Below are 18185 nucleotides of genomic sequence, written 5' to 3'. Positions count from 1 at the left end.
GCGACGCACGTCCACCAGGAGAGGGCCACCGACGAGGGGGAGGAGAAGGCGATGGCCGCTCACACGTCATCCTCGAAGGCCCCAGAGCTGCCGACCGCACGTACGAACCCGTTCGACCCGCCAGAGGAGCTCGCTCGGCTCCGGGAGCAGGAGCCGATCAGTCCGCTTGCGTACCCGGAGGGACACCAGGGCTGGCTCGTGACGAGTTACGACCTGGCCCGACGGATCCTGGCCGATCGACGCTTCAGCCGGCGCCGGGAGCTCCAGCGGGTTCCGCTGCCGTTCACCGTGAGCATGCGTCCGGAGCCCGCCGAGCCGGGCATGTTCCTCGGCATGGACCCGCCCGAGCACACCCGGTACCGTCGGCTGCTCACGCGGCACTTCAGCCAGCGGCGGGTGAGCGAGCTCGCGCCTCGGGTCGCGCAGATCACGACCCAGGTCGTGGACGACGTCGAGCGGCACGGCCCGCCGGTGGACCTCGTTCCGACGTTCGCGTTTCCTATTCCCTCCCTCGTCATCTGCGAGCTGTTGGGTGTCCCGTATGCCGACCGGGCGGAGTTCCAGGGACACACCAAGGTCTTGATGAGCCTCCGCTCGAACACCGAGCAGGTCATGTCCGCGTTCGTCGCCGTGCGCCGCTACCTCGGCGACCTCGTCGCGGCGAAGCGGGCTCACCCGGCCGATGACCTGCTGAGCGCCCTGGCCAGGGACGGCTCCCTCACCGACGAGGAGCTGACCGGCATCGCCCAGCTGCTCCTCGTCGCCGGCCACGAGACCACCGCCAACATGCTGGGGATCGGGGTCTACGCGTTGCTTCGCCACCCCGACCAGCTCGCCGCGCTCCGCGCCGCCCCTGAGCTGATCGACGACGCGGTCGAGGAACTGCTCCGCTACCTCACGATCATCCACGTGGGGCCGACCCGCGCCGCGCTGGAGGACGTGGAGCTCGACGGCACGCTGGTCCGCGCCGGTGACGTGGTGACGCTCTCGCTCCCCGTCGCCAACCGGGACCCGGCGTTGCTCGACGACGGCGACCGCCTCGACGTCACCCGACCGTCGACGTCCCACCTCACCTTCGGCCACGGCATCCACCAGTGCCTGGGCCAGCAGCTGGCGCGGCTGGAGCTGCGGACCGGGTACGCGGCGCTGCTGGACAGGTTCCCCCGCCTGCGCCTGGCCGTCCCGCCGGAGCAGATCCGGATGCGCACCGACATGGTGATCTACGGGGTCCACAACCTCCCGGTCACCTGGTAGCCGGTTCTCGGCCCGGCCCTGACAGGCCTCTCCGAACGAGCCGCTCTGGACGGGCCGTTCTCTGGACGGACCTATGCCGTCCGGCCTCAGCGGCTGCCTGTCTGCTCGTCCGCCCCACCGTCCGACGTGCCCGGTGACCCGTTGCCGGTCGCGACCCGGCCGTCGTGGCCGTCCCCGTCGAAGCTCTCCCCGTCGACGTTTTCCCCGTCGAGGGACGCCGCGTCCGTCGGCGTGCCGGTGACTCGGATGGCAGCGTCGGGGGTCGCCTGATCCGACGAGCCGTCGCCGTCGGCGCCTTCGCCGGTGAGACCGCCGCGACCCGCGAGCCAGGCCGGCTGGGTGCGCACCACACCGCCGTCCTCGGCCATGAGGAGTCGCAGCCGGTCAGGAGGCACCGGCGGGATGTCGAGGTAGCCGGCGTCGATCGCCTGGCGGAACGCCGCGCGAGCCCGGGCGAAGTCCTTCTGCTCCCGGAGCAGGACGCCGAGATTCACCGCGGCCACCGGTACCACGTCGGTGTGCCCGGAGTCGACCGCCCGCTGGTAAGCCCGCCGCGCGCCAGCGACGTCGCCGTGGGCGTCGAGCAGCATGCCGAGGTTGAGCGCGGCGCGGGGGACGGCGTCCTCGTGGCCAGACTCGACGGCCAGCTCGTACGCCCGTCGCGCGCCCTCCACGTCGTTGTGCTGGGCCAACAGGACGCCGAGGTTGTTCGCGGCGAGCGGCGCAACGTCCGGGTGCCCGGAGTCGACCGCCCGCTCGTACGCCGCTCGGGCGGCGCGGTCGTCGTTCTGCTGCGCCAACAGCACACCAAGGTTGTTGGCCGCGCGCGGCGCCACGTCACGATGGCCGGACTCCATCGCCCGCCGGTACGCCACCTGGGCCCCGGCCAGGTCCCCTCGCTGCTTGAGCAGCGATCCCCGCTGCATCGCGGCCATGGGCACGACGTCCTCGTCCTCGGAGTCCATCGCTTTCTCGTACGCCTTCTCCGCCCCGGAGAGGTCGCCCTGCTCCATGAGCAACGTGCCAAGCTGCAGCGCGGCCTTCGGCGTCACCTGCGGGTCGTCGGCGTCGACAGCCGCTTGGAGCGCGACCCGCGCGCCGGTGAGATCTCCCTGCTCCCGCAGGAGAGACCCCAGCCGCATCGCCGCGACCCCCGCGACGTCCTCCCGGCCGGACTCGAACGCCCGTCGGTACGCCGTCTCCGCGCCGGCACGGTCACCGCGGTCCTCCAGCAGCGACCCCAGCCGCAACGCCGCCTCGGGCACGACGTCCGGATGGCGGGAGTCCACCGCCCGCCGGAACGCCGCCTCCGCGCCCGCGGCGTCACCACGCTCGAGCAACAGCGAGCCCAGGTTCAGCGCGGCTCGCGGCACGACAGCGGGGTGGCCGGACTCCACCGCCCGCTGGTACGCCGACCGAGCGCCGGCGACGTCCCCGAGCTGGTGCAGGAGCGTGCCGAGGTGGTCCGCGGCGATCGGCACGACGTCCGGATGGCCCGAGTCCATCGCCTCCTGGTAAGCGGCACGCGCACCGCTGACGTCGTCGACCTGCAGCAGCAGCGTGCCGAGGTGGTCGGCGGCGCGAGGGGCCTGGTCAGCGTCACGCGACTCCATCGCCTGCCGGAACGCCGACCGAGCACCGGCGATGTCGCCCTGCTCCCACAGAAGCAAGCCGAGGTTGACCGCCGCCTGCGGCGCCGGTCCCGCGTGGTCCTCCTCGATCACCTTGCGGAACGCCGCCTCCGCCGCGGCACTGTTGTCACGCAAGCAGGCTCCCACACCGATCGCGAAGGCGTCCCGCGCGGGAACCGCCGCGATCAGCTCCTGCCACATGGCGTCGAACACCGGACGCGCCTCGCGGCCGTCGGCGCCCTCCTCCATCGCGACCACGTAGTCGATCGCCTCCAGGCCGGGCGTGCCGTTCCGGCTGACGAGCAGACCGACGCCGGAGGAGACCGGCTCCTTCGCCCAGGCCAGGCCCTCCTCGAACAGCCGCGTGGTCGGGTCGAGGTCCATCCGGACTCGGCGCAGGTAGAGCGGGTAGAGCCCACGCAGCTCGGCCTCGGTCAACGGTCGACCAAGACCCGCCCGACGCGCGTCCACGGCCGCTTGAACGATGGAGTAGCCCGCCGGCGACGACTCCCGACCGCTGTGGAACCTCGCGATCAGTTGCTCGCCGGCGATGAGCGCCTCACCGATGCTGGATGTCACCTGGATGTGTGGGTACATCCGCTCGGCTTCGTTCTTCTCCGACGCGGTCAGACGAGAGTCGAGCCACACCTTCGTCGCCCGCCGGAGCGCCTCTCGCGCGGGTGCCACCACCTCGCCTCGACTCGCCATCACCCGGTCCCACTCCAGGTCGGTCATGGTGGCGACGATGACGCCACGCTCCAGGGCCGCGTCGAGGACGTCGTTCGACAGGTGCATCAGATCCGCCGCGCGCAGGTCGTCCAGCCAGATCAGCCACGGCTGGGAACCCGTGCCCCACTCGCTGGACCGCTGTCCGGGGATGCGCTGACTGACCGTCTCGCGGCGAGCGGCCGCGAGCTTTTGCGCGGTCTTCGACACCTGCCGCCGCGTCGGCTCCTGGCCAGCGCTCCGGTCCGGCGGGCGGCCGGTTCCCCGGCCGGTGTCACGACCACGCCGAGGCTCAGCGCGCTGGCGGGCCCGCGCGACCTCGCGGTGCTCACGGACGACCTCCGCCAGCTCCCCACCGGTCCGAGGCGCGAAGACGGGCGGGTTCTTCGCCCCGAGCGCCGCGCGGACCGCCTCGATCGCGGTGCGGGTCTTCCCCGCCTTCGCGGCGCCCACCACGACGACGAACGGGTACGGCGCGCCGCTGGTGCCCACCAGCGTCGCGAGCCGTCCGTCGACCGCCGGTCGGCGCACGTAGGGGGCCTGCCCCCGTGCGGTGAACTGGGTGGCCGTCGCACCGAGCGCGACATCGGTGAGGTCGGACAGCCGAGGAAGCTGCCGTTCCGGGGCCTCCCGCACCGGCTCGCGTGCCTCCCGAGCGCGGTGTCGTGGCGTCGTGCGAGCAGGACTCGCCCCAGTGCGCTCCGCCTGGGCCCGCGTCCCGCCGCTGGTCACGCCTTCTGGACCACCTGGTGCCCGCTCGACGTCGTCCTCGACCGCGGCGTCCGTGTCCTCCACGTCCTCCTCGTCGACGGCGTCCTCGACGTGCTCCTCGACCGGTGTCGATGGCTCGGTGAGCTTCCCCACACCGGCCACCGCGAACGCCGCCACCGCGAGCAGGATCAGCGCCCCGGTCAACGGCCGCAACGCGCCCGCCGTCACCGTCTCCGCCAAGGCCGCCAGCGCCAGCAGGAAGAGTCCCACCATCGCCAACGTGCGAACCCAGGGACGTGCCCCCTGCGCGTTCTGCCGGGCGTCATCCTGTCGTTCCACCACGAGCCCACTCCCCCGAGTTCGCTCCGCCGTGCTCACGTTCGCGGTGGCGGGTGTCACCGGTCACCGCTGTCGTGGGCACCCGCCCGCGGAACGTCGCGCCTGTCCGCGAACGTGTCGTCATCCGTGGAGCGATCTCGTACCAGTGCGTGTCGCCTCCGCCACGTTCAGCTGTTCTGTGCGGAAGGCCTGTTCGGGCCGTTCCTCGCACCTGACACGCGGGCGCCGACCGTGCCGGCGACCGACCGTGCCGGTGACGAGCATGCGAGACACCCAGGCGGCGTCTCCTTACCTCAGTCTGCGCAAGAAGTGGACCCGTGAAGGCAAAACGCGGGAACAAGCGCGTCTATCCGTCGGGCGGGAACGGTCGTACCAGCGGGAACGCCGCGGTTCCGGACAGATGCTCCTGCTTCGTCCTTTCCGCGCTAGGGCGAGGTCCGGGCGGAGACGTCACGACGCTGAACGTCCTGGTGACACGGCCTCGTAGTGGCAAGGAGACAGAGTGACAGGAGACGAAGTGACAAGGAGGTATTGACAACGTGGGGTGGTGTCCGGGACGTGACCTCGCGACCCCGCCTCCTCGGCGTCGTCGGGGTTGGCGTCGTAGCCACGCGACGTCTCACCAATCGAGACGAGGGGACGCGTTGTCGAGGCGCGCCGAGGTCCCGGCAGACTTGGACCGTGACATCCGACTCCCCCACACCATCCGACATGCCCCCACGTGATGAGCGCACCGACCCACGACTGGATCTCGTGGCGGGGTCGATCGAGCTACACCGGGGGAGCATTCGGTTCGTACATCCGCGCGATCCAGCCGCGTTGCTGTATGAGGAGGACGTCGACGAGTCCTACCCGCCGTACTGGGCCGAGCTGTGGCCGAGCGGCATCGAGCTCGCCTACGCGCTGTCAGCGCATGATTGGCAGGGCGTCTCCACACTCGAGCTCGGCTGCGGCTTGGGTCTGCCGTCGATCGCCGCGGCACTGTCTGGCGCGCGTGTGCTGGCGACCGACCGCTCCGAGGACGCGACGGTGTTCGCGGCGGTGAACGCCGAGCAGAACGGCGTCGACGTCGAGACCTGTGTGTGCTCGTGGGACGATCCGACTCCGTTGCTCCCCAGAGCACCGTGGAGCTTGGTCTTGGCCTCCGATGTGCTCTACGGTCAACGCAACGTTGACGAGCTGCTCGACCTGCTCCCTCGACTGGTCGCGCCCGATGGACAGGTGTGGATCGCCGACCCGGATCGCCCCCTGGCCGGGGACTTCCTCACTGCGGCACGGCGACGTTGGCGCGTGGTCGAGACGCTTCCCACCCGACTGCCCCACGTGTGGATCCACCGGCTGACCGGCCTCTAGCCACCACGGGGACACGCCTGGACGACCGTGCCCTGACGCGAACCTCGACGTCCGTGCGGGTCAGGACTGACCGGTCCCGTCCGCCACGAGCGCGGGAAGCTCCGTCAGGCTGGAGATCCTGACGAGTCGGGAGCCGTCGTGAGCAGCGGGGTGTCGCGCGCCACTGAGCTGGCCACCGCGGTCAAGCCACACGCCGAGCAGCCCAGCGGCGCGTGCGCCGTCGGCGTCGACGTCCAGCCGGTCCCCGACCATGACCGCGTCCTCAACCGGCACGCCGGCGCGCTCGCACGCCGCGCGGTAGATCCTCGGATCCGGCTTGGCGCAGCCCACCTCCTCGGCGGTGACCACCACGTCCATGGCGTCGAGCAGCCCGAGTCGGGCGAGCTTGGCCCGTTGGCCTCTGGCGTCGCCGTTCGTCACGACCCCGAGCCGAACGTCCGCGCGCGTCCGAAGCTCGGCGAAACAGGCCTCCACGTCAGGAAACGCCACCCACGACGCTTGGTAGTGGGAGAAGTACGTGGCGAACACGGCATCGGCCTCGGCGTCGTCGAGCTCCCGACCGACCTCGGCGGCCAGCCCGCGAACTCGCGCCCGTCGCTGCTCGAGGAAGGACAGCTCGCCCGCCAGGTAGCGGTCGAAGAAGTGTCGCTCCAGGGCGAACCACGACTCGATCGCCTCGGCGGGGTTCGGATGCCCGAGTTCCTTCGCCAACGCGGCCGCGCCGACACGGACCGCGGACGTGTGGTCGAGCAACGTCTCGTCCAGATCGAAGAACACCGCGCGCACCCCGGGATCCTCCCACCTGTCCACGTCGTGAGCTCACGAGCCCACCTCCGTACGCACGAGCCGTACCAGGGCGGCGGCCTCCGCCGCCGCTACGGCACGATGAGGCTTGTCATGACATCGCCGCTGCAGCCGCTGGACATCGCCGAACCCGACGCGGACTCGCTCTTCGACGCCTTCACCCGGTGGACAGCCGACCAAGGGCTCACGCTCTACCCCCACCAGGAGGAGGCGCTCATCGAGCTCATGTCCGGCGCCAACGTCATCCTCAACACCCCCACCGGCTCCGGGAAGAGCCTGGTGGCGACCGGCGCGCACTTCAGCGCGATGGCACAGGGACAGCGCACCTTCTACACCGCGCCCATCAAAGCCCTGGTCTCGGAGAAGTTCTTCTCGCTCTGCGAGACGTTCGGGCCGGCGAACGTCGGCATGATGACCGGCGACGCGAGCGTCAACCCGCAAGCGCCCCTCATCTGCTGCACCGCGGAGATCCTGGCCAACATCGCGCTTCGCGAAGGCGAGGACGCCGACATCGGCCAGGTGGTCATGGACGAGTTCCACTTCTACGCCGACCCCGACCGTGGCTGGGCCTGGCAGGTCCCGCTGCTCGAGCTGCGGAAAGCGCAGTTCCTCCTGATGTCGGCGACCTTGGGTGACGTCACCCGTTTCGAGACGGACCTCACCCGCCGGACCGGCCGGCCCACGGCGGTCATCCGCTCCGCGCACCGACCGGTACCGCTGGTGTACTCCTACGTCACCACACCCCTGCACGAGACGCTCGAGGAGCTCATCAGCACCCGCGAGACGCCGATCTACGTCGTCCACTTCACCCAGGCGGCGGCGGTGGAGCGTGCCCAAGCGCTCACCAGCCTGAAGGTCTGCACCCGGGCGGAGAAGGACGCGATCGCCCGCGCGATCGGCGACTTCCGCTTCACCGCGGGCTTCGGCCGCACCCTGTCCCGGCTGGTGCGCCACGGCATCGGGGTCCACCACGCGGGAATGCTGCCGAGGTACCGCCGGCTGGTCGAGACCCTCGCCCAGGCCGGGCTTCTGAAGGTGATCTGCGGAACCGACACCCTCGGCGTGGGGATCAACGTGCCCATCCGCACCGTCGTCTTCACCGGGTTGACGAAGTTCGACGGCCAGAAGGTGCGCCTCCTCAACGCCCGCGAGTTCCACCAGATCGCCGGGCGCGCCGGCCGGGCCGGCTTCGACACGATGGGCCGGGTCGTCGTGCAAGCACCCGAGCACGTCGTCGAGAACGAGAAGGCGCTGGCCAAGGCGGGCGACGACCCGAAGAAGCGGCGCAAGGTGGTCCGCAAGAAGCCACCGGAGGGGTGGGTCGGCTGGGGCCGTCCCACCTTCGACCGTCTCGTGGCGGCCGATCCGGAGCCGCTGACGTCGAGCTTCAAGGTCACCCACGCGATGCTGCTCAACGTCATCGCCCGACCCGGCGACGCCTTCGAGGCGATGCGACGCCTGCTCACCGACAACCACGAGGACCCGGCGGCGCGGCGCCGCCACATCCGTCGCGCCATCGCCATCTACCGTGCCTTGCTCGCGGCGGGCGTGGTCGAGCGGCTCGACGAGCCGGACGAGACGGGGCGCCGCGTGCGGCTCACCGTCGACCTGCAGTTCGACTTCGCGCTCAACCAGCCCTTGTCGCCGTTCGCCCTCGCGGCGCTGGAGTTGCTCGACCGCGAGTCTCCGACGTACGCCCTCGACGTGCTCTCCGTCCTAGAGGCCACCCTCGAGGACCCCCGCCCGGTGTTGGACGCGCAGCGGACCAACGCGCGCGCTGAGGCGGTGGCGGCCATGAAGGCGGAAGGGCTCGACTACGACACCCGCATGGAGCTGCTGGAGGAGGTCACCCACCCCCGACCGCTGGCCGACCTGCTCGAGACGGCGTACGAGATCTACCGGCGGGGGCATCCGTGGGTCGCCGACCACGAGCTGTCGCCGAAGTCGGTTGCCCGCGACATGTACGAGCGGGGGATGACGTTCACCGAGTTCATCAGCTACTACGGGCTGGCCCGCTCCGAAGGCCTCGTCCTGCGCTACCTTGCCGACGCCTACAAGGCGCTGCGGCAGACCGTGCCGGAGGAGGCGCGGACGGAGGAGCTCGTCGACCTCACCGAATGGTTGGGTGAGCTGGTCCGGCAGGTCGACTCCAGCCTGATCGACGAGTGGGAGCGGCTCACGAACCCGGTCGAGGAGTCGACGTCGCGCCCGACCGAGCCCGATCGCCCGGCACCCGTCACCGCCAACACCCGCGCGTTCCGGGTCCTGGTCCGCAACGCGATGTTCCGCCGGGTCGAGCTGGCCGCGCTACGTCGCTACGACGAGCTCGGGGCGCTGGACGCCGAGTCGGGCTGGGACGCCGACGCCTGGGCGGAGGCGATCGAGGCGTACTTCCGCGAGTACGACGAGCTCGGCACGGGTCCGAACGCGCGCGGACCCCACCTGTTCCTCGTCGAGACCGAACCGGACCGGTGGAAGGTCCGCCAGATCTTCGACGACCCGAACGGCGACCACGACTGGGGCATCAGCGCCGAGGTCGACCTGCCGGCCTCGGACGAGGCCGGCCACGCCGTCATCCGAGTCGTCTCGGTCGGGCCGCCGCACGCGTTCGCCCCGTGAGCTCTCACCTCAGCTCGGGGCGGACGTCACCGTGGTTCGGGGTCACGTCACCGTCGCCCGGGGTCACCGCAGCTCGGCGAGCATTTGGTGCACCTTGGCCAGGCTCGGGTAGAGCTCGCGGTAGATCTGGTAGCGACGGCGATAGGCCGTGTGCCGCGCGGGATCCGGCTCGTAGCGCTCGCCGACGGCGTACCGGGCACGGGCCACCTCCACCAGGTCGGTGAGGAGCCCGACGCCGGCCGCGGCGACGAGCGCGGTCCCCACCGGAGCCCCCAGCGACTCGGCCGGCACCTCCACGGGCACGCCGGTCACGTCGGCCTTGATCTGGTTCCAGGTGCGTCCCCGAGACCCGCCGCCCACGACGCGGAGCGTGCTGGGACGCAGGTTGAGCGCCGCCATCTCGTCGAGGTTGTGGGCCAGCCCGTAGGCGGTGCCCTCGAGGATCGCGCGCACCAAGTCCGCTCGGCTCGTGGACAGCGAGAGCCCGACGAAGGCGCCGCGAGCGTCACTGTCCCAGATCGGGGAGCGCTCACCGAGGAAGTACGGCAGCATGACCAGCCCTCCACTGCCGAGCGGCGCGGTGCCGGCGAGCGCGTCGAGGGCCGCGTACGTGTCACCTGTCGAGTCCTCGGTGAGCTCGTCGCGGAACCACCGCAGGATGCCGCCCGTGGCGACCATCGCGCCGAAGACCAGGTGGTGCCCTGGGATCGGGTACGGCATGACGCTGAGCGCCCCGGTCGAGGCCCGCGCCGCGGCCACCTCCACCGCGGCGTTGACCACCGTCGACTGGCCGGTCATCTCGCACACGTCGCCGTGCGCGACCACCCCGGCCTCGACGCTGGCGGCCGCGCCGTCGACCAGCCCGGCGATCACCGGGGTCCCGGCCGCGAGCCCGGTCACGCTCGCCGCCTCCGGACGCACCGTCCCCACCACAGCGGTCGGCTCCCACACCGGCGGCAGCCAGCGCCGGGGAACGCCCCAGAGCTCGGCCAGCTCCGTCGACCAGTCACCGGCGTCCAAGTCGTTGAGCAGGGAGAGCCCGGTGTGGGTGGTGTCCGCCGACACCACGCCGGTGAGCCGGTGCACGACGTAGCCGTTCGCCATCACCATGGCGGCGGCCCGGGTGGCGAGCCCGGGATTCTCCCGCAGCAACCAGGCCAGCTTCGGCGCGGCGTAGTAGGAGTCGGGACGGTTGCCGGTCAGCTCGACGATCCGGTCGGTGTCACCGGCGCGACGCGCACACTCGGACTGGCCGCGCCGGTCCAGCCAGACCAGCGCCGGCCCGAGGGGCCTGCCGTCGGAGTCCAGGAGCACCACGGTCGGCGCCTGGCTGGAGACACCGACCGCCGCCACGTCACTCGACGCGACGCCCGCGTCTGACAACGCCGCGGACACGCACGAGGCGGTGGCGCGCCACCAGTCGTCCGGGTCCTGCTCCGCGCCGGTAGCGCCGACGTACCGGGTCGGGTACTCCTCGCCGGCCTGGCCACGCACGTGCCAGGTGTCGTCGACCACCACCGCCTTCACCGAGGTGGTGCCGACGTCGACCCCGACGACGACCGGTCGGCTCACTCGCCCTCCCCGGCGCGGACTGCGTGGCGGACCCGCACCGCCTCGGCGTCGGTGAGCGCCTCGGTCGCCCGTCGGTCGGCCTCCCGCTCCACGCGGTAGCGCTCGACCTCCTCCTTGCGCCGAAGCTCATCCCACCCGAGCACCTCACCGACCACCGTCGCCGCGAACGGCGCCGCCTCCAGACCGTGGTCGGGCGTCTCCATGAAGATCCGGGTACGGCGGACCAGCACGTCCTCCAGGTGGAGCGCTCCCTCGTGGCTCGCCGCGTAGTGGAGCTCGGCGGCCAGGTAGCCGGGCGCCCCTGGCACCGGCTGCCCCAGCGATGGTTGGTCGGCGATGAGGTCCAGCAGGTCGGTCGTCGCGGTGCCGTAGCGGCCGAGCAGGTGGACGATCCACCGCTCGTCGAGACCGGACTCGGCGGCCAACGCCCGACGCTGGTGGTACATCGCCTCGTAGCCGACCGCGCCATGGATCGGCAGCCGCTCGGTCCGTGACGGCGGCACCTCGCGCCCCAGCCGGGTGGCGGCGGCGTTCACCGCGTCCCGCGCCATGATCCGGTAGGTGGTGTACTTGCCGCCGACGACGGTGAACATCCCGCGAGGTCCCTCCACCACCGCGTGGTCCCGGGACAGCGCCGCGGTCGTCCCGGCGCTCCCCTTCCCACTCACCAGTGGCCGCAGCCCCGCGTACACCCCGACCACGTCGGAATGCGCGAGCGGTGTGCGCAACAGGCGGTTCGCCTGGGTGAGCAGGTAGTCAACGTCGGCCTTGGTGGCGGCGGGGTCGTCCCGCTCGTGGTCCCACTCCGTGTCCGTGGTGCCCATGAGCCAGTAGTCGAACCACCGCCGGATGATGAACACGCTGTCGTGCGTCTTGACGATGAGCCCGGTCTTGGAGTCGATGCGGTCGCCCGGCACGACCAAGTGGATGCCCTTGGCGGCGGTGACGTCGATGGAGCGCTGTCCCGCCAGGTCCTGCACCTCCGCGGCCCAGACGCCGGTGGCGTTGACGACCGTGCGTCCCCGGACGGTGACCTCCTCACCGCTCTCCTCGTCTCGGGCCCGTACACCGGTGACCCGGTCGCCCTCCCGCAGCACGTCGACCACCCGAGCCCGGGTGGCGATCTGGGCGCCCAGCGCCGCCGCGGTCCTGGCGACCGTCATGGTGTGGCGGGCGTCGTCGACGCGGACGTCGTAGTACTGCACACCGCCGGTGACGTTGGGCTTGAGCGCCGGCGCCTCCCGCAGCACACCGGCCCGGGTGAGGTGCCGGTGCCCCTTCACACTGCGCGTGCCGGTGAGCCGGAGCAGGTCGTAAAGCAGGACGCCGGCCCCGACGTAAGGACGCTCCCACCGCCGGGTGAACGGGAACAGGAACTTCTCCGGCGACACGAGGTGCGGGCAGAGCCGGTCCACCATCAGGTCGCGCTCGGTGAGCGCTTCCTTGACCAGCTTGAAGTTGAGCTGCTCCAGGTACCGCAGCCCGCCGTGGAACACCTTCCCGGAGCGCGACGACGTTCCGCTGGCCAGGTCGTCCGCCTCCAGCAGCGCCACCGACAGGCCACGGGAGACCGCGTCCAGCGCGGTGCCGACGCCGGTGACCCCACCTCCGATGACGACGACGTCGAAGGTGTCGTGCGCCATGCGTCGCAACGCATCGGCACGCTGGTCGCGGTTCAGCGTCGACTTCATGAGGTCTCCTCCGGCGGTTGTTGACCGTATCCGACGACCCTCGCGGCGACGTTCGCGATCTCCTCGGGCGGCAGCAGCCGTGGCTCGCCGACGCTCTTCGCGCGCAGCCACACCTCGCACAGCCACTCCAGGGTCTGGCTCAGCGTGTACGCCTTGGCCAGACTGTCGGCCACGGTGACCGTGCCGTGGTTGCCGAGGATGCAGCCGGTGCGCCCCTCCAGGGCTTTCAGCATGTTCTCGGCGAGCTGCTGGGTGCCGAACGTGGCGTACGGCGACACCCGGACCGGCCCGCCGAAGAACGCCATGACGTAGTGGACGGGCGGGAGCTCGTCGACCAGCGTGGACACCACGGTGGCGGCCGTCGAGTGCGTGTGGACGACCGCGGTGTGCTCGGTGTGGTGGTACACCGCGAGGTGCATCGGCATCTCGCTGGTCGGCTTGAGCGGGCCGTCCACCTGCTTGCCGGCCAGGTCGCACACGCACACCAGCTCAGGCGTGAGCTTGTCGTAGTCCAAGCCGCTGGGGGTCACCGCGAGGAGGTCCCCCGCCCGCACGCTGATGTTGCCGGCCGTGCCCACCACGAGGCGATCGGGGACCAGCCGCCGCGCGTACTCGACGACCTCGACGCGCGCCTCCTCGATCAGCATGGCGACCCCTCCGCCAGTCGGCGCCGCCGCAGCGCCTCGTCCGGCCTGGTGTCGATCCGGTCGGCCTGGGCCTCGGTCAAGTACCGGGGACGCCCGACGGCGAGCACCCCGGAGAGCACCCGCGCCGTCTTCACCGTCATCTCAGTGACCGCCAACGCCTCCGCGGTGCTGCCGGCGAGGACGAAGATCCCGTGATTGGCGAGGTAGACCACCTTCGGCGGCCGGCCGTGCTCGGCGACGAACCGCTCGAGCTCGGCGTTCACCGCGCGCGCGAGCGCGAGACCGGGATCGGCGTACGGAACGAGCACCGCGTGCCGGCCCATCACCACGACCTGGTCGGGGAACAACGCGCCGTCGACCAGCCGCTCGGCTTGGTCGGAGCAGAGGATCGCGTTCACCGCGACCGGATGGGTGTGGGCCACGACGTCAACGCCTGGTTGACGCAGGCACACCGCGTGGACGAGCGCCTCCATCGAGGGCCGCGGTCGCTCCTGCCCGCCCCGCGCGGCGCGCATCGCCGCGTCGACCAGGCTGTCGTCGGTCTCGGCGGAGTCGATCAGCTCGAGCAGTGGCTTGGTCTCCACCTCGACGAAGTCGTCGCGACTCGCGCTACCGAGCCGCGATCCGCTCGTCTTCACCACCATCCGACCCTCGTCGACCCGCACGGAGGTGTTGCCCTCCGCGAGCACGACGAGGTCTCGGTGCGGCTCGCCGAGCGTGCGTGACAACGCGACCAGCTCGTCGATCGGATCGCTCACTCGTCTCCCTTCCATCGCTCGCGCGCGGCGTCCACGCGGGCGCGAAAGCCGGCGTAGGCCTCGGCGTAGTACGTCGCGTCTGGTCCCGGCTCCACCACCCCGTCGGGGGCCGTCCAGGTGGCCAGGTCGACCTGGTGACCGAGCGCGTCGAGCGCGGCGAGCACCGCGCCCCGGGCTCCCGTCTCCGGCTGCGGCGCGATCCGCACCGGTCGGCCGAGCACATCGGCGAAGATCTGCAGCCACGTCGCGCTGCGGGTGCCTCCCCCGCACGCCGCCACCTCACCGGACAGGCCCGCCGCCTCGAAGCAGTGTCGGGCGGCGAACGCCACCGCCTCGCAGGCGGCGCGCACCACGTCGGCCTTGGTCGTCTGCACGGTGAGCCCGTCGAAGCTGGCTCGGGCGGCCGGCTCCAGGAACGGCGCCCGCTCCCCGGCCGGGGAGAAGTACGGCAGGCACGTGACCCCACGAGCGCCGCGCGGCGCCTGGGCGAGCAGCCCCTCCAGCGCCTCGTGCGACTCCCCGACCAGGTCGAGCACCCAGTCGATCGCGGCCGTGCCGACCATGGCCGGCATCGCCCGGAGCCACCTGCCCTGGGTCGCCGTGGCCAGGGTCATCCCCGCCACCTCGCCGGAGGTGTCCACGCGGTCGACGAGGACCTGGCAGGCCAGCGTGGTCCCGATGATGACGTGCCCCTCGCCAGGTCGCCCGACGCCCGACCCCAGGGCGCAGGCCGGCAGGTCGAAGGGCCCGGCGGCGACCGGTGTGCCGGCCGGCAGGCCGAGCAGGTCGGCCGCCTCGGCGGTGAGCGTCCCGGTCGGGCGCGGGGTCACGATCGGCGCGAGCAGGTGCGCCCACGCCGACAGGCCCGTCCAGGCGAGCACGTCGTCGTCGTAGCGACGGCTGTGCGGGTTCAGGAACGGCAGCGACGCGTCGGAGGAGTCCGTGGCCCGAACCCCGGTGAGCCGCTGCATGACGACGTCCTTGCAGTAGCCGGCGGTGGCGGCACGGGCCAAGGTGTCAGGCTCGTGCTGGGCCAGCCACGCGAGGATCGGGGCAGCCGAGCCGGGGAACATGGTGTTGCCGGTGGTGCGGAACACCTTCTCCACCACCTCGTCGGCCACCCAGCGCCGCAGGATGGCGACGGCGCGGCCGTCCATCCAGGAGATCGCCGGACGCACCGGGCGGCCGTCGGCGTCGACCAGCCACACCCCGTCTCCCTGGCCGGTGAGCCCCACCACGGTCGGCGGAGTGCCGACCGTGGTCACCACAGCGCGGACGACGGCGGCGACCGACTCCAGCACCTCGTCCGGATCCTGCTCGAACCAGCCGTCCGTAGGGCTGTCGAGCCGAGTCCGACGCGCCTCGACCGCCCGCAGCCGCCCGTCGGCGTCGAAGACGGCGGCCTTGGTCACCGAGGTGCCGATGTCGATCCCGAGGTACATGGCTACCCCTCCAGCACCACAGGATTGGCGCAGTTGCGCAACGGTTCCCCGCGCAGCCACCGGCCGACCTCGGCGGCGCAGATGCGCGCCGCCCGCTCCGCCACCTCGCGGCTGCATCCCGCGATGTGGGGCGCCAGGACGACATTCCGGGTGCGCAGCAGACGCGAGTCGGGCGGAAGCGGCTCGGTGGCGTAGACGTCCAGACCGGCCGCGGCGAGGTGGCCGCTGTCCAGCGCGTCGCAGAGCGCGTCGTAGTCGAGCACCGCGCCGCGGGCGGTGTTGATGAGCACCGCGCCCCGCCGCATGCGCGCGATCTCGGCCGCGCCGATCTGACCGCGCGTCTCCGGCGTGACGCGCTGGTGCAGGCTGACGATGTCGGAGGCCGCCAACAGCTCGCTCAGGTCCTCGACCTTCGTGACGCCCGGCTCCATGTCGGCGACGTAGGGGTCGTAGGCCAGCACGCGCGCACCGAACGCCGTGAACAGCCGACCCACGAGACGGCCGACGGCGCCGTACCCGACGAGTCCGACGGTGGAGCCCGCGATCTCGAAGCCCGCGTGGGCGTACTGGTAGAAGTGGCCCGGCCAGGAGCCCGTGGCGAGACCGCTGTGCCCGGCCACCAGGTTGCGGCAGGTCGCGATGGTGAGGCCGATGGTGAACTCCGCGACCGCGTTGGCGTTCCGCCCGGGCGCGTAGCAGACGGCGACACCGCGCTCGGTCGCCGCGTCCAGGTTCACGTTGACCGGCCCGCCTCGGGACACCACGACCAGACGCAGCGTGGGGGCGTTGGCGAACACCTTCGCGGTGAACGGCGCCAGGTGCGTCACCGCGATCTCCACCCCGTCGAGCGCGGCGATGACCTCTTCCTCGGTCCCGGACGCCTCGTCCACCTCCGCCACGGGGCCGAACGGGGTCGACGGCCACGGCAACGCCAGCTCGCGCACCTCGTGGCCGGAGCCCACCTCCTCGACGAGGGCGCCTCGCAAGGACTCCGGCAGCACGAACTCGTCGCCGGCGACGAGGATCGTCCGTGGCTCGGTCATCGAACACGCTCCCCTGTGCGCTTGTCGAACACGTACGTGCGCTCTCGCTGCAACGCCAGCGGCGTCTCGTCGCCCGGGTGGAGCGACATCCCCGGCGGAGTCTGAGCGACGACGCGCTGCTCGACGCCCGGCAGCGCGATCGTGGCCAGGCCGTACTCCAGCAGGTCCTCGTAGACGACGAGAACACCGGTGACGTCCGCCTTCTCCGGCTCGGTGATGAGGACGTCCTCGGGGCGGACGCCGAGCACGACCTCTCCCTTCGCCCGCTCGACCGGGACCGGCACGACCACCTCGGCTGACAAGCGAACCTTGCCGCCGTCGGCGACACCGTCGACGAGGTTCATGGCCGGCTCACCGACGAACTGGGCGACGAACAGGTTCGCCGGGTCGTCGTACACCTCGTCCGGGGTGCCCACCTGCTGCACCACGCCGTCGTTCATCACCACGACCCGGTCGGCGAGGCTGAGCGCCTCCTCTTGGTCGTGGGTGACGAGGATCGTGGTGTAGTTCAGCTCCTGCTGCAGGTGGCGTAGCTCTCGACGGGTCGTGTCCCGCTCGGCCGCGTCCAGGTGGGACAGCGGCTCGTCGAGCAACAGGACGTCGGGCTCCCGAACGACGGCCCGCGCCAGCGCCACGCGCTGCTTCTGCCCCGAGGACAGTCCCGCCGGCATGGCGTCGAGGATGTCGGTGAGCCCGATCCGCTCGGCGACCGCGGCGACCTTGGCGTCCCGGTCCCGGACCCCCCGAGCCTCGAGCCCGAAGGCGATGTTCTCCCGGACCGTGAGCGGCGGGTAGAGCGCGTAGTTCTCGAACGCGACACCGATGTTGCGCCGCTGGGGCGGCAACCCCACCACCGACCTGCCGCCGACGAGGATGTCACCGCTCGTGACGTCCTCCAGGCCGGCGATCATCCGCAGCGTGGTGGACTTGCCGCAGCCGGAGGGCCCGAGCAGACCCACCAGCTCGCCGCTGCGCACGGTCAGGGTCATGCCGCGGACCGCCTCCACCTCCGGCCGTCCCTTCGTGCGGTAGACCTTCCGCACGTTCTGGAGCGTGAGGTCGCTCATCCGGCCACCTCCGGCAGGGACACCTCGACGGCTGCGCGAGCCTCGAGAAACGTCGGCGGGGTCATGTGCCTCTCCTCTGCTCGTAGGCGGTGATCACGCCGACCTTCGCCTGCGACGGCGAGGAGGGGTCGAAGACGTACCCGAGCCACTCGTGGACCAGTCGTCGGGCCAGCTCCAGCCCGATCACCCGCTGCCCGAACGTGATGATCTGGCAGTTGTTCGACAGCACCGACCGCTCGCACGAGTAGCTGTCCTGGATCGTGGTGGCTCGGACGCCGGGGACCTTGTTGGCGCTGATCGCCATGCCGATCCCGGTGCCGCACACGAGCACCCCGCGGTCCACCTCGCCACGGGCGACCGCCTCCGCCACCGCCAGACCCACCTCGGGGTACGCCACGACCTCGCCGGCCTTGACGCCGAAGTCGCGGACCAGCTCCACGCGCGGATCCTTCTCGAGGTCCTGCCGGATCGCCTCCTTGTACTCGTAACCGGCCTCGTCGGACCCGACAGCCACCCGCCACGTGATCG

Annotated in this window: 13 protein-coding genes; 3 read left to right on the top strand and 10 right to left on the bottom strand. The window is 71.6% G+C overall.

The genetic code is table 11. The features are described from left to right. Window positions 1-51 precede the first annotated feature (51 nt). The gene (locus tag DFJ64_RS11985) at window positions 52-1254 is read left to right on the top strand and encodes a cytochrome P450 (RefSeq protein ID WP_115850528.1); all 1203 of its coding nucleotides are present in this window, start codon (window positions 52-54) and stop codon (window positions 1252-1254) included. Between the two features lie 86 nt (window positions 1255-1340). Here the strand turns inward: DFJ64_RS11985 and DFJ64_RS11980 are convergent, their stop codons facing one another. Beyond that, complete coding sequence (locus DFJ64_RS11980) at window positions 1341-4664, bottom strand: tetratricopeptide repeat protein (protein ID WP_147304682.1); 3324 nt, start codon at window positions 4662-4664, stop codon at window positions 1341-1343. Between the two features lie 708 nt (window positions 4665-5372). Between DFJ64_RS11980 and DFJ64_RS11975 the strand changes: the two genes are divergently transcribed. Then, window positions 5373-6014 carry a class I SAM-dependent methyltransferase gene (locus DFJ64_RS11975; RefSeq protein WP_115850526.1) on the top strand — a complete coding sequence of 214 codons (642 nt, stop codon included), beginning with the start codon at window positions 5373-5375 and terminating at the stop codon, window positions 6012-6014. A gap of 60 nt (window positions 6015-6074) precedes the next feature. On the opposite strand, the gene DFJ64_RS11970 is transcribed toward DFJ64_RS11975, so the two are convergent. Continuing rightward, window positions 6075-6800, bottom strand: coding sequence for an HAD family hydrolase (locus tag DFJ64_RS11970; RefSeq protein ID WP_115850525.1), 726 nt, complete (start codon window positions 6798-6800; stop codon window positions 6075-6077). Window positions 6801-6911: 111 nt separating this feature from the next. Between DFJ64_RS11970 and DFJ64_RS11965 the strand changes: the two genes are divergently transcribed. Further along, window positions 6912-9437 carry a DEAD/DEAH box helicase gene (locus tag DFJ64_RS11965; protein ID WP_115852029.1) on the top strand — a complete coding sequence of 842 codons (2526 nt, stop codon included), beginning with the start codon at window positions 6912-6914 and terminating at the stop codon, window positions 9435-9437. 63 nt (window positions 9438-9500) lie between these two features. Here the strand turns inward: DFJ64_RS11965 and DFJ64_RS11960 are convergent, their stop codons facing one another. From DFJ64_RS11960 to DFJ64_RS11925, 8 genes are all read right to left on the bottom strand, one after another. Further along, a complete protein-coding gene (locus DFJ64_RS11960; protein WP_115850524.1) occupies window positions 9501-11009 on the bottom strand; it encodes a xylulokinase in 1509 nt (502 codons plus the stop codon). Further along, the gene (locus DFJ64_RS11955) at window positions 11006-12700 is read right to left on the bottom strand and encodes a glycerol-3-phosphate dehydrogenase/oxidase (RefSeq protein ID WP_115850523.1); all 1695 of its coding nucleotides are present in this window, start codon (window positions 12698-12700) and stop codon (window positions 11006-11008) included. The genes DFJ64_RS11960 and DFJ64_RS11955 overlap by 4 nt, the downstream gene beginning before the upstream one ends. Next, a complete protein-coding gene (locus tag DFJ64_RS11950) occupies window positions 12697-13347 on the bottom strand; it encodes a class II aldolase/adducin family protein (protein WP_115850522.1) in 651 nt (216 codons plus the stop codon). The genes DFJ64_RS11955 and DFJ64_RS11950 overlap by 4 nt, the downstream gene beginning before the upstream one ends. Next, window positions 13341-14105: a class II aldolase/adducin family protein gene (locus tag DFJ64_RS11945; RefSeq protein ID WP_211310588.1), complete on the bottom strand. Its 765-nt coding sequence runs from the start codon at window positions 14103-14105 to the stop codon at window positions 13341-13343. The genes DFJ64_RS11950 and DFJ64_RS11945 overlap by 7 nt, the downstream gene beginning before the upstream one ends. Continuing rightward, the gene (locus DFJ64_RS11940) at window positions 14102-15547 is read right to left on the bottom strand and encodes an FGGY-family carbohydrate kinase (RefSeq protein ID WP_115850520.1); all 1446 of its coding nucleotides are present in this window, start codon (window positions 15545-15547) and stop codon (window positions 14102-14104) included. The genes DFJ64_RS11945 and DFJ64_RS11940 overlap by 4 nt, the downstream gene beginning before the upstream one ends. Before the next feature lie 2 nt (window positions 15548-15549). After that, window positions 15550-16590, bottom strand: a complete 1041-nt coding sequence (locus DFJ64_RS11935; protein ID WP_115850519.1) for a 2-hydroxyacid dehydrogenase — start codon at window positions 16588-16590, stop codon at window positions 15550-15552. Further along, complete coding sequence (locus DFJ64_RS11930) at window positions 16587-17657, bottom strand: ABC transporter ATP-binding protein (protein ID WP_115850518.1); 1071 nt, start codon at window positions 17655-17657, stop codon at window positions 16587-16589. The genes DFJ64_RS11935 and DFJ64_RS11930 overlap by 4 nt, the downstream gene beginning before the upstream one ends. Window positions 17658-17718: 61 nt before the next feature. Then, window positions 17719-18183: a ribose-5-phosphate isomerase gene (locus DFJ64_RS11925; RefSeq protein ID WP_115852028.1), complete on the bottom strand. Its 465-nt coding sequence runs from the start codon at window positions 18181-18183 to the stop codon at window positions 17719-17721. Between the last annotated feature and the right edge of the window lie 2 nt (window positions 18184-18185).

Source organism: Thermasporomyces composti (assembly GCF_003386795.1).
GTDB classification, from domain to species: Bacteria; Actinomycetota; Actinomycetes; order Propionibacteriales; family Actinopolymorphaceae; genus Thermasporomyces; species Thermasporomyces composti.
This window is presented reverse-complemented; position numbering and strand designations above follow the sequence as displayed.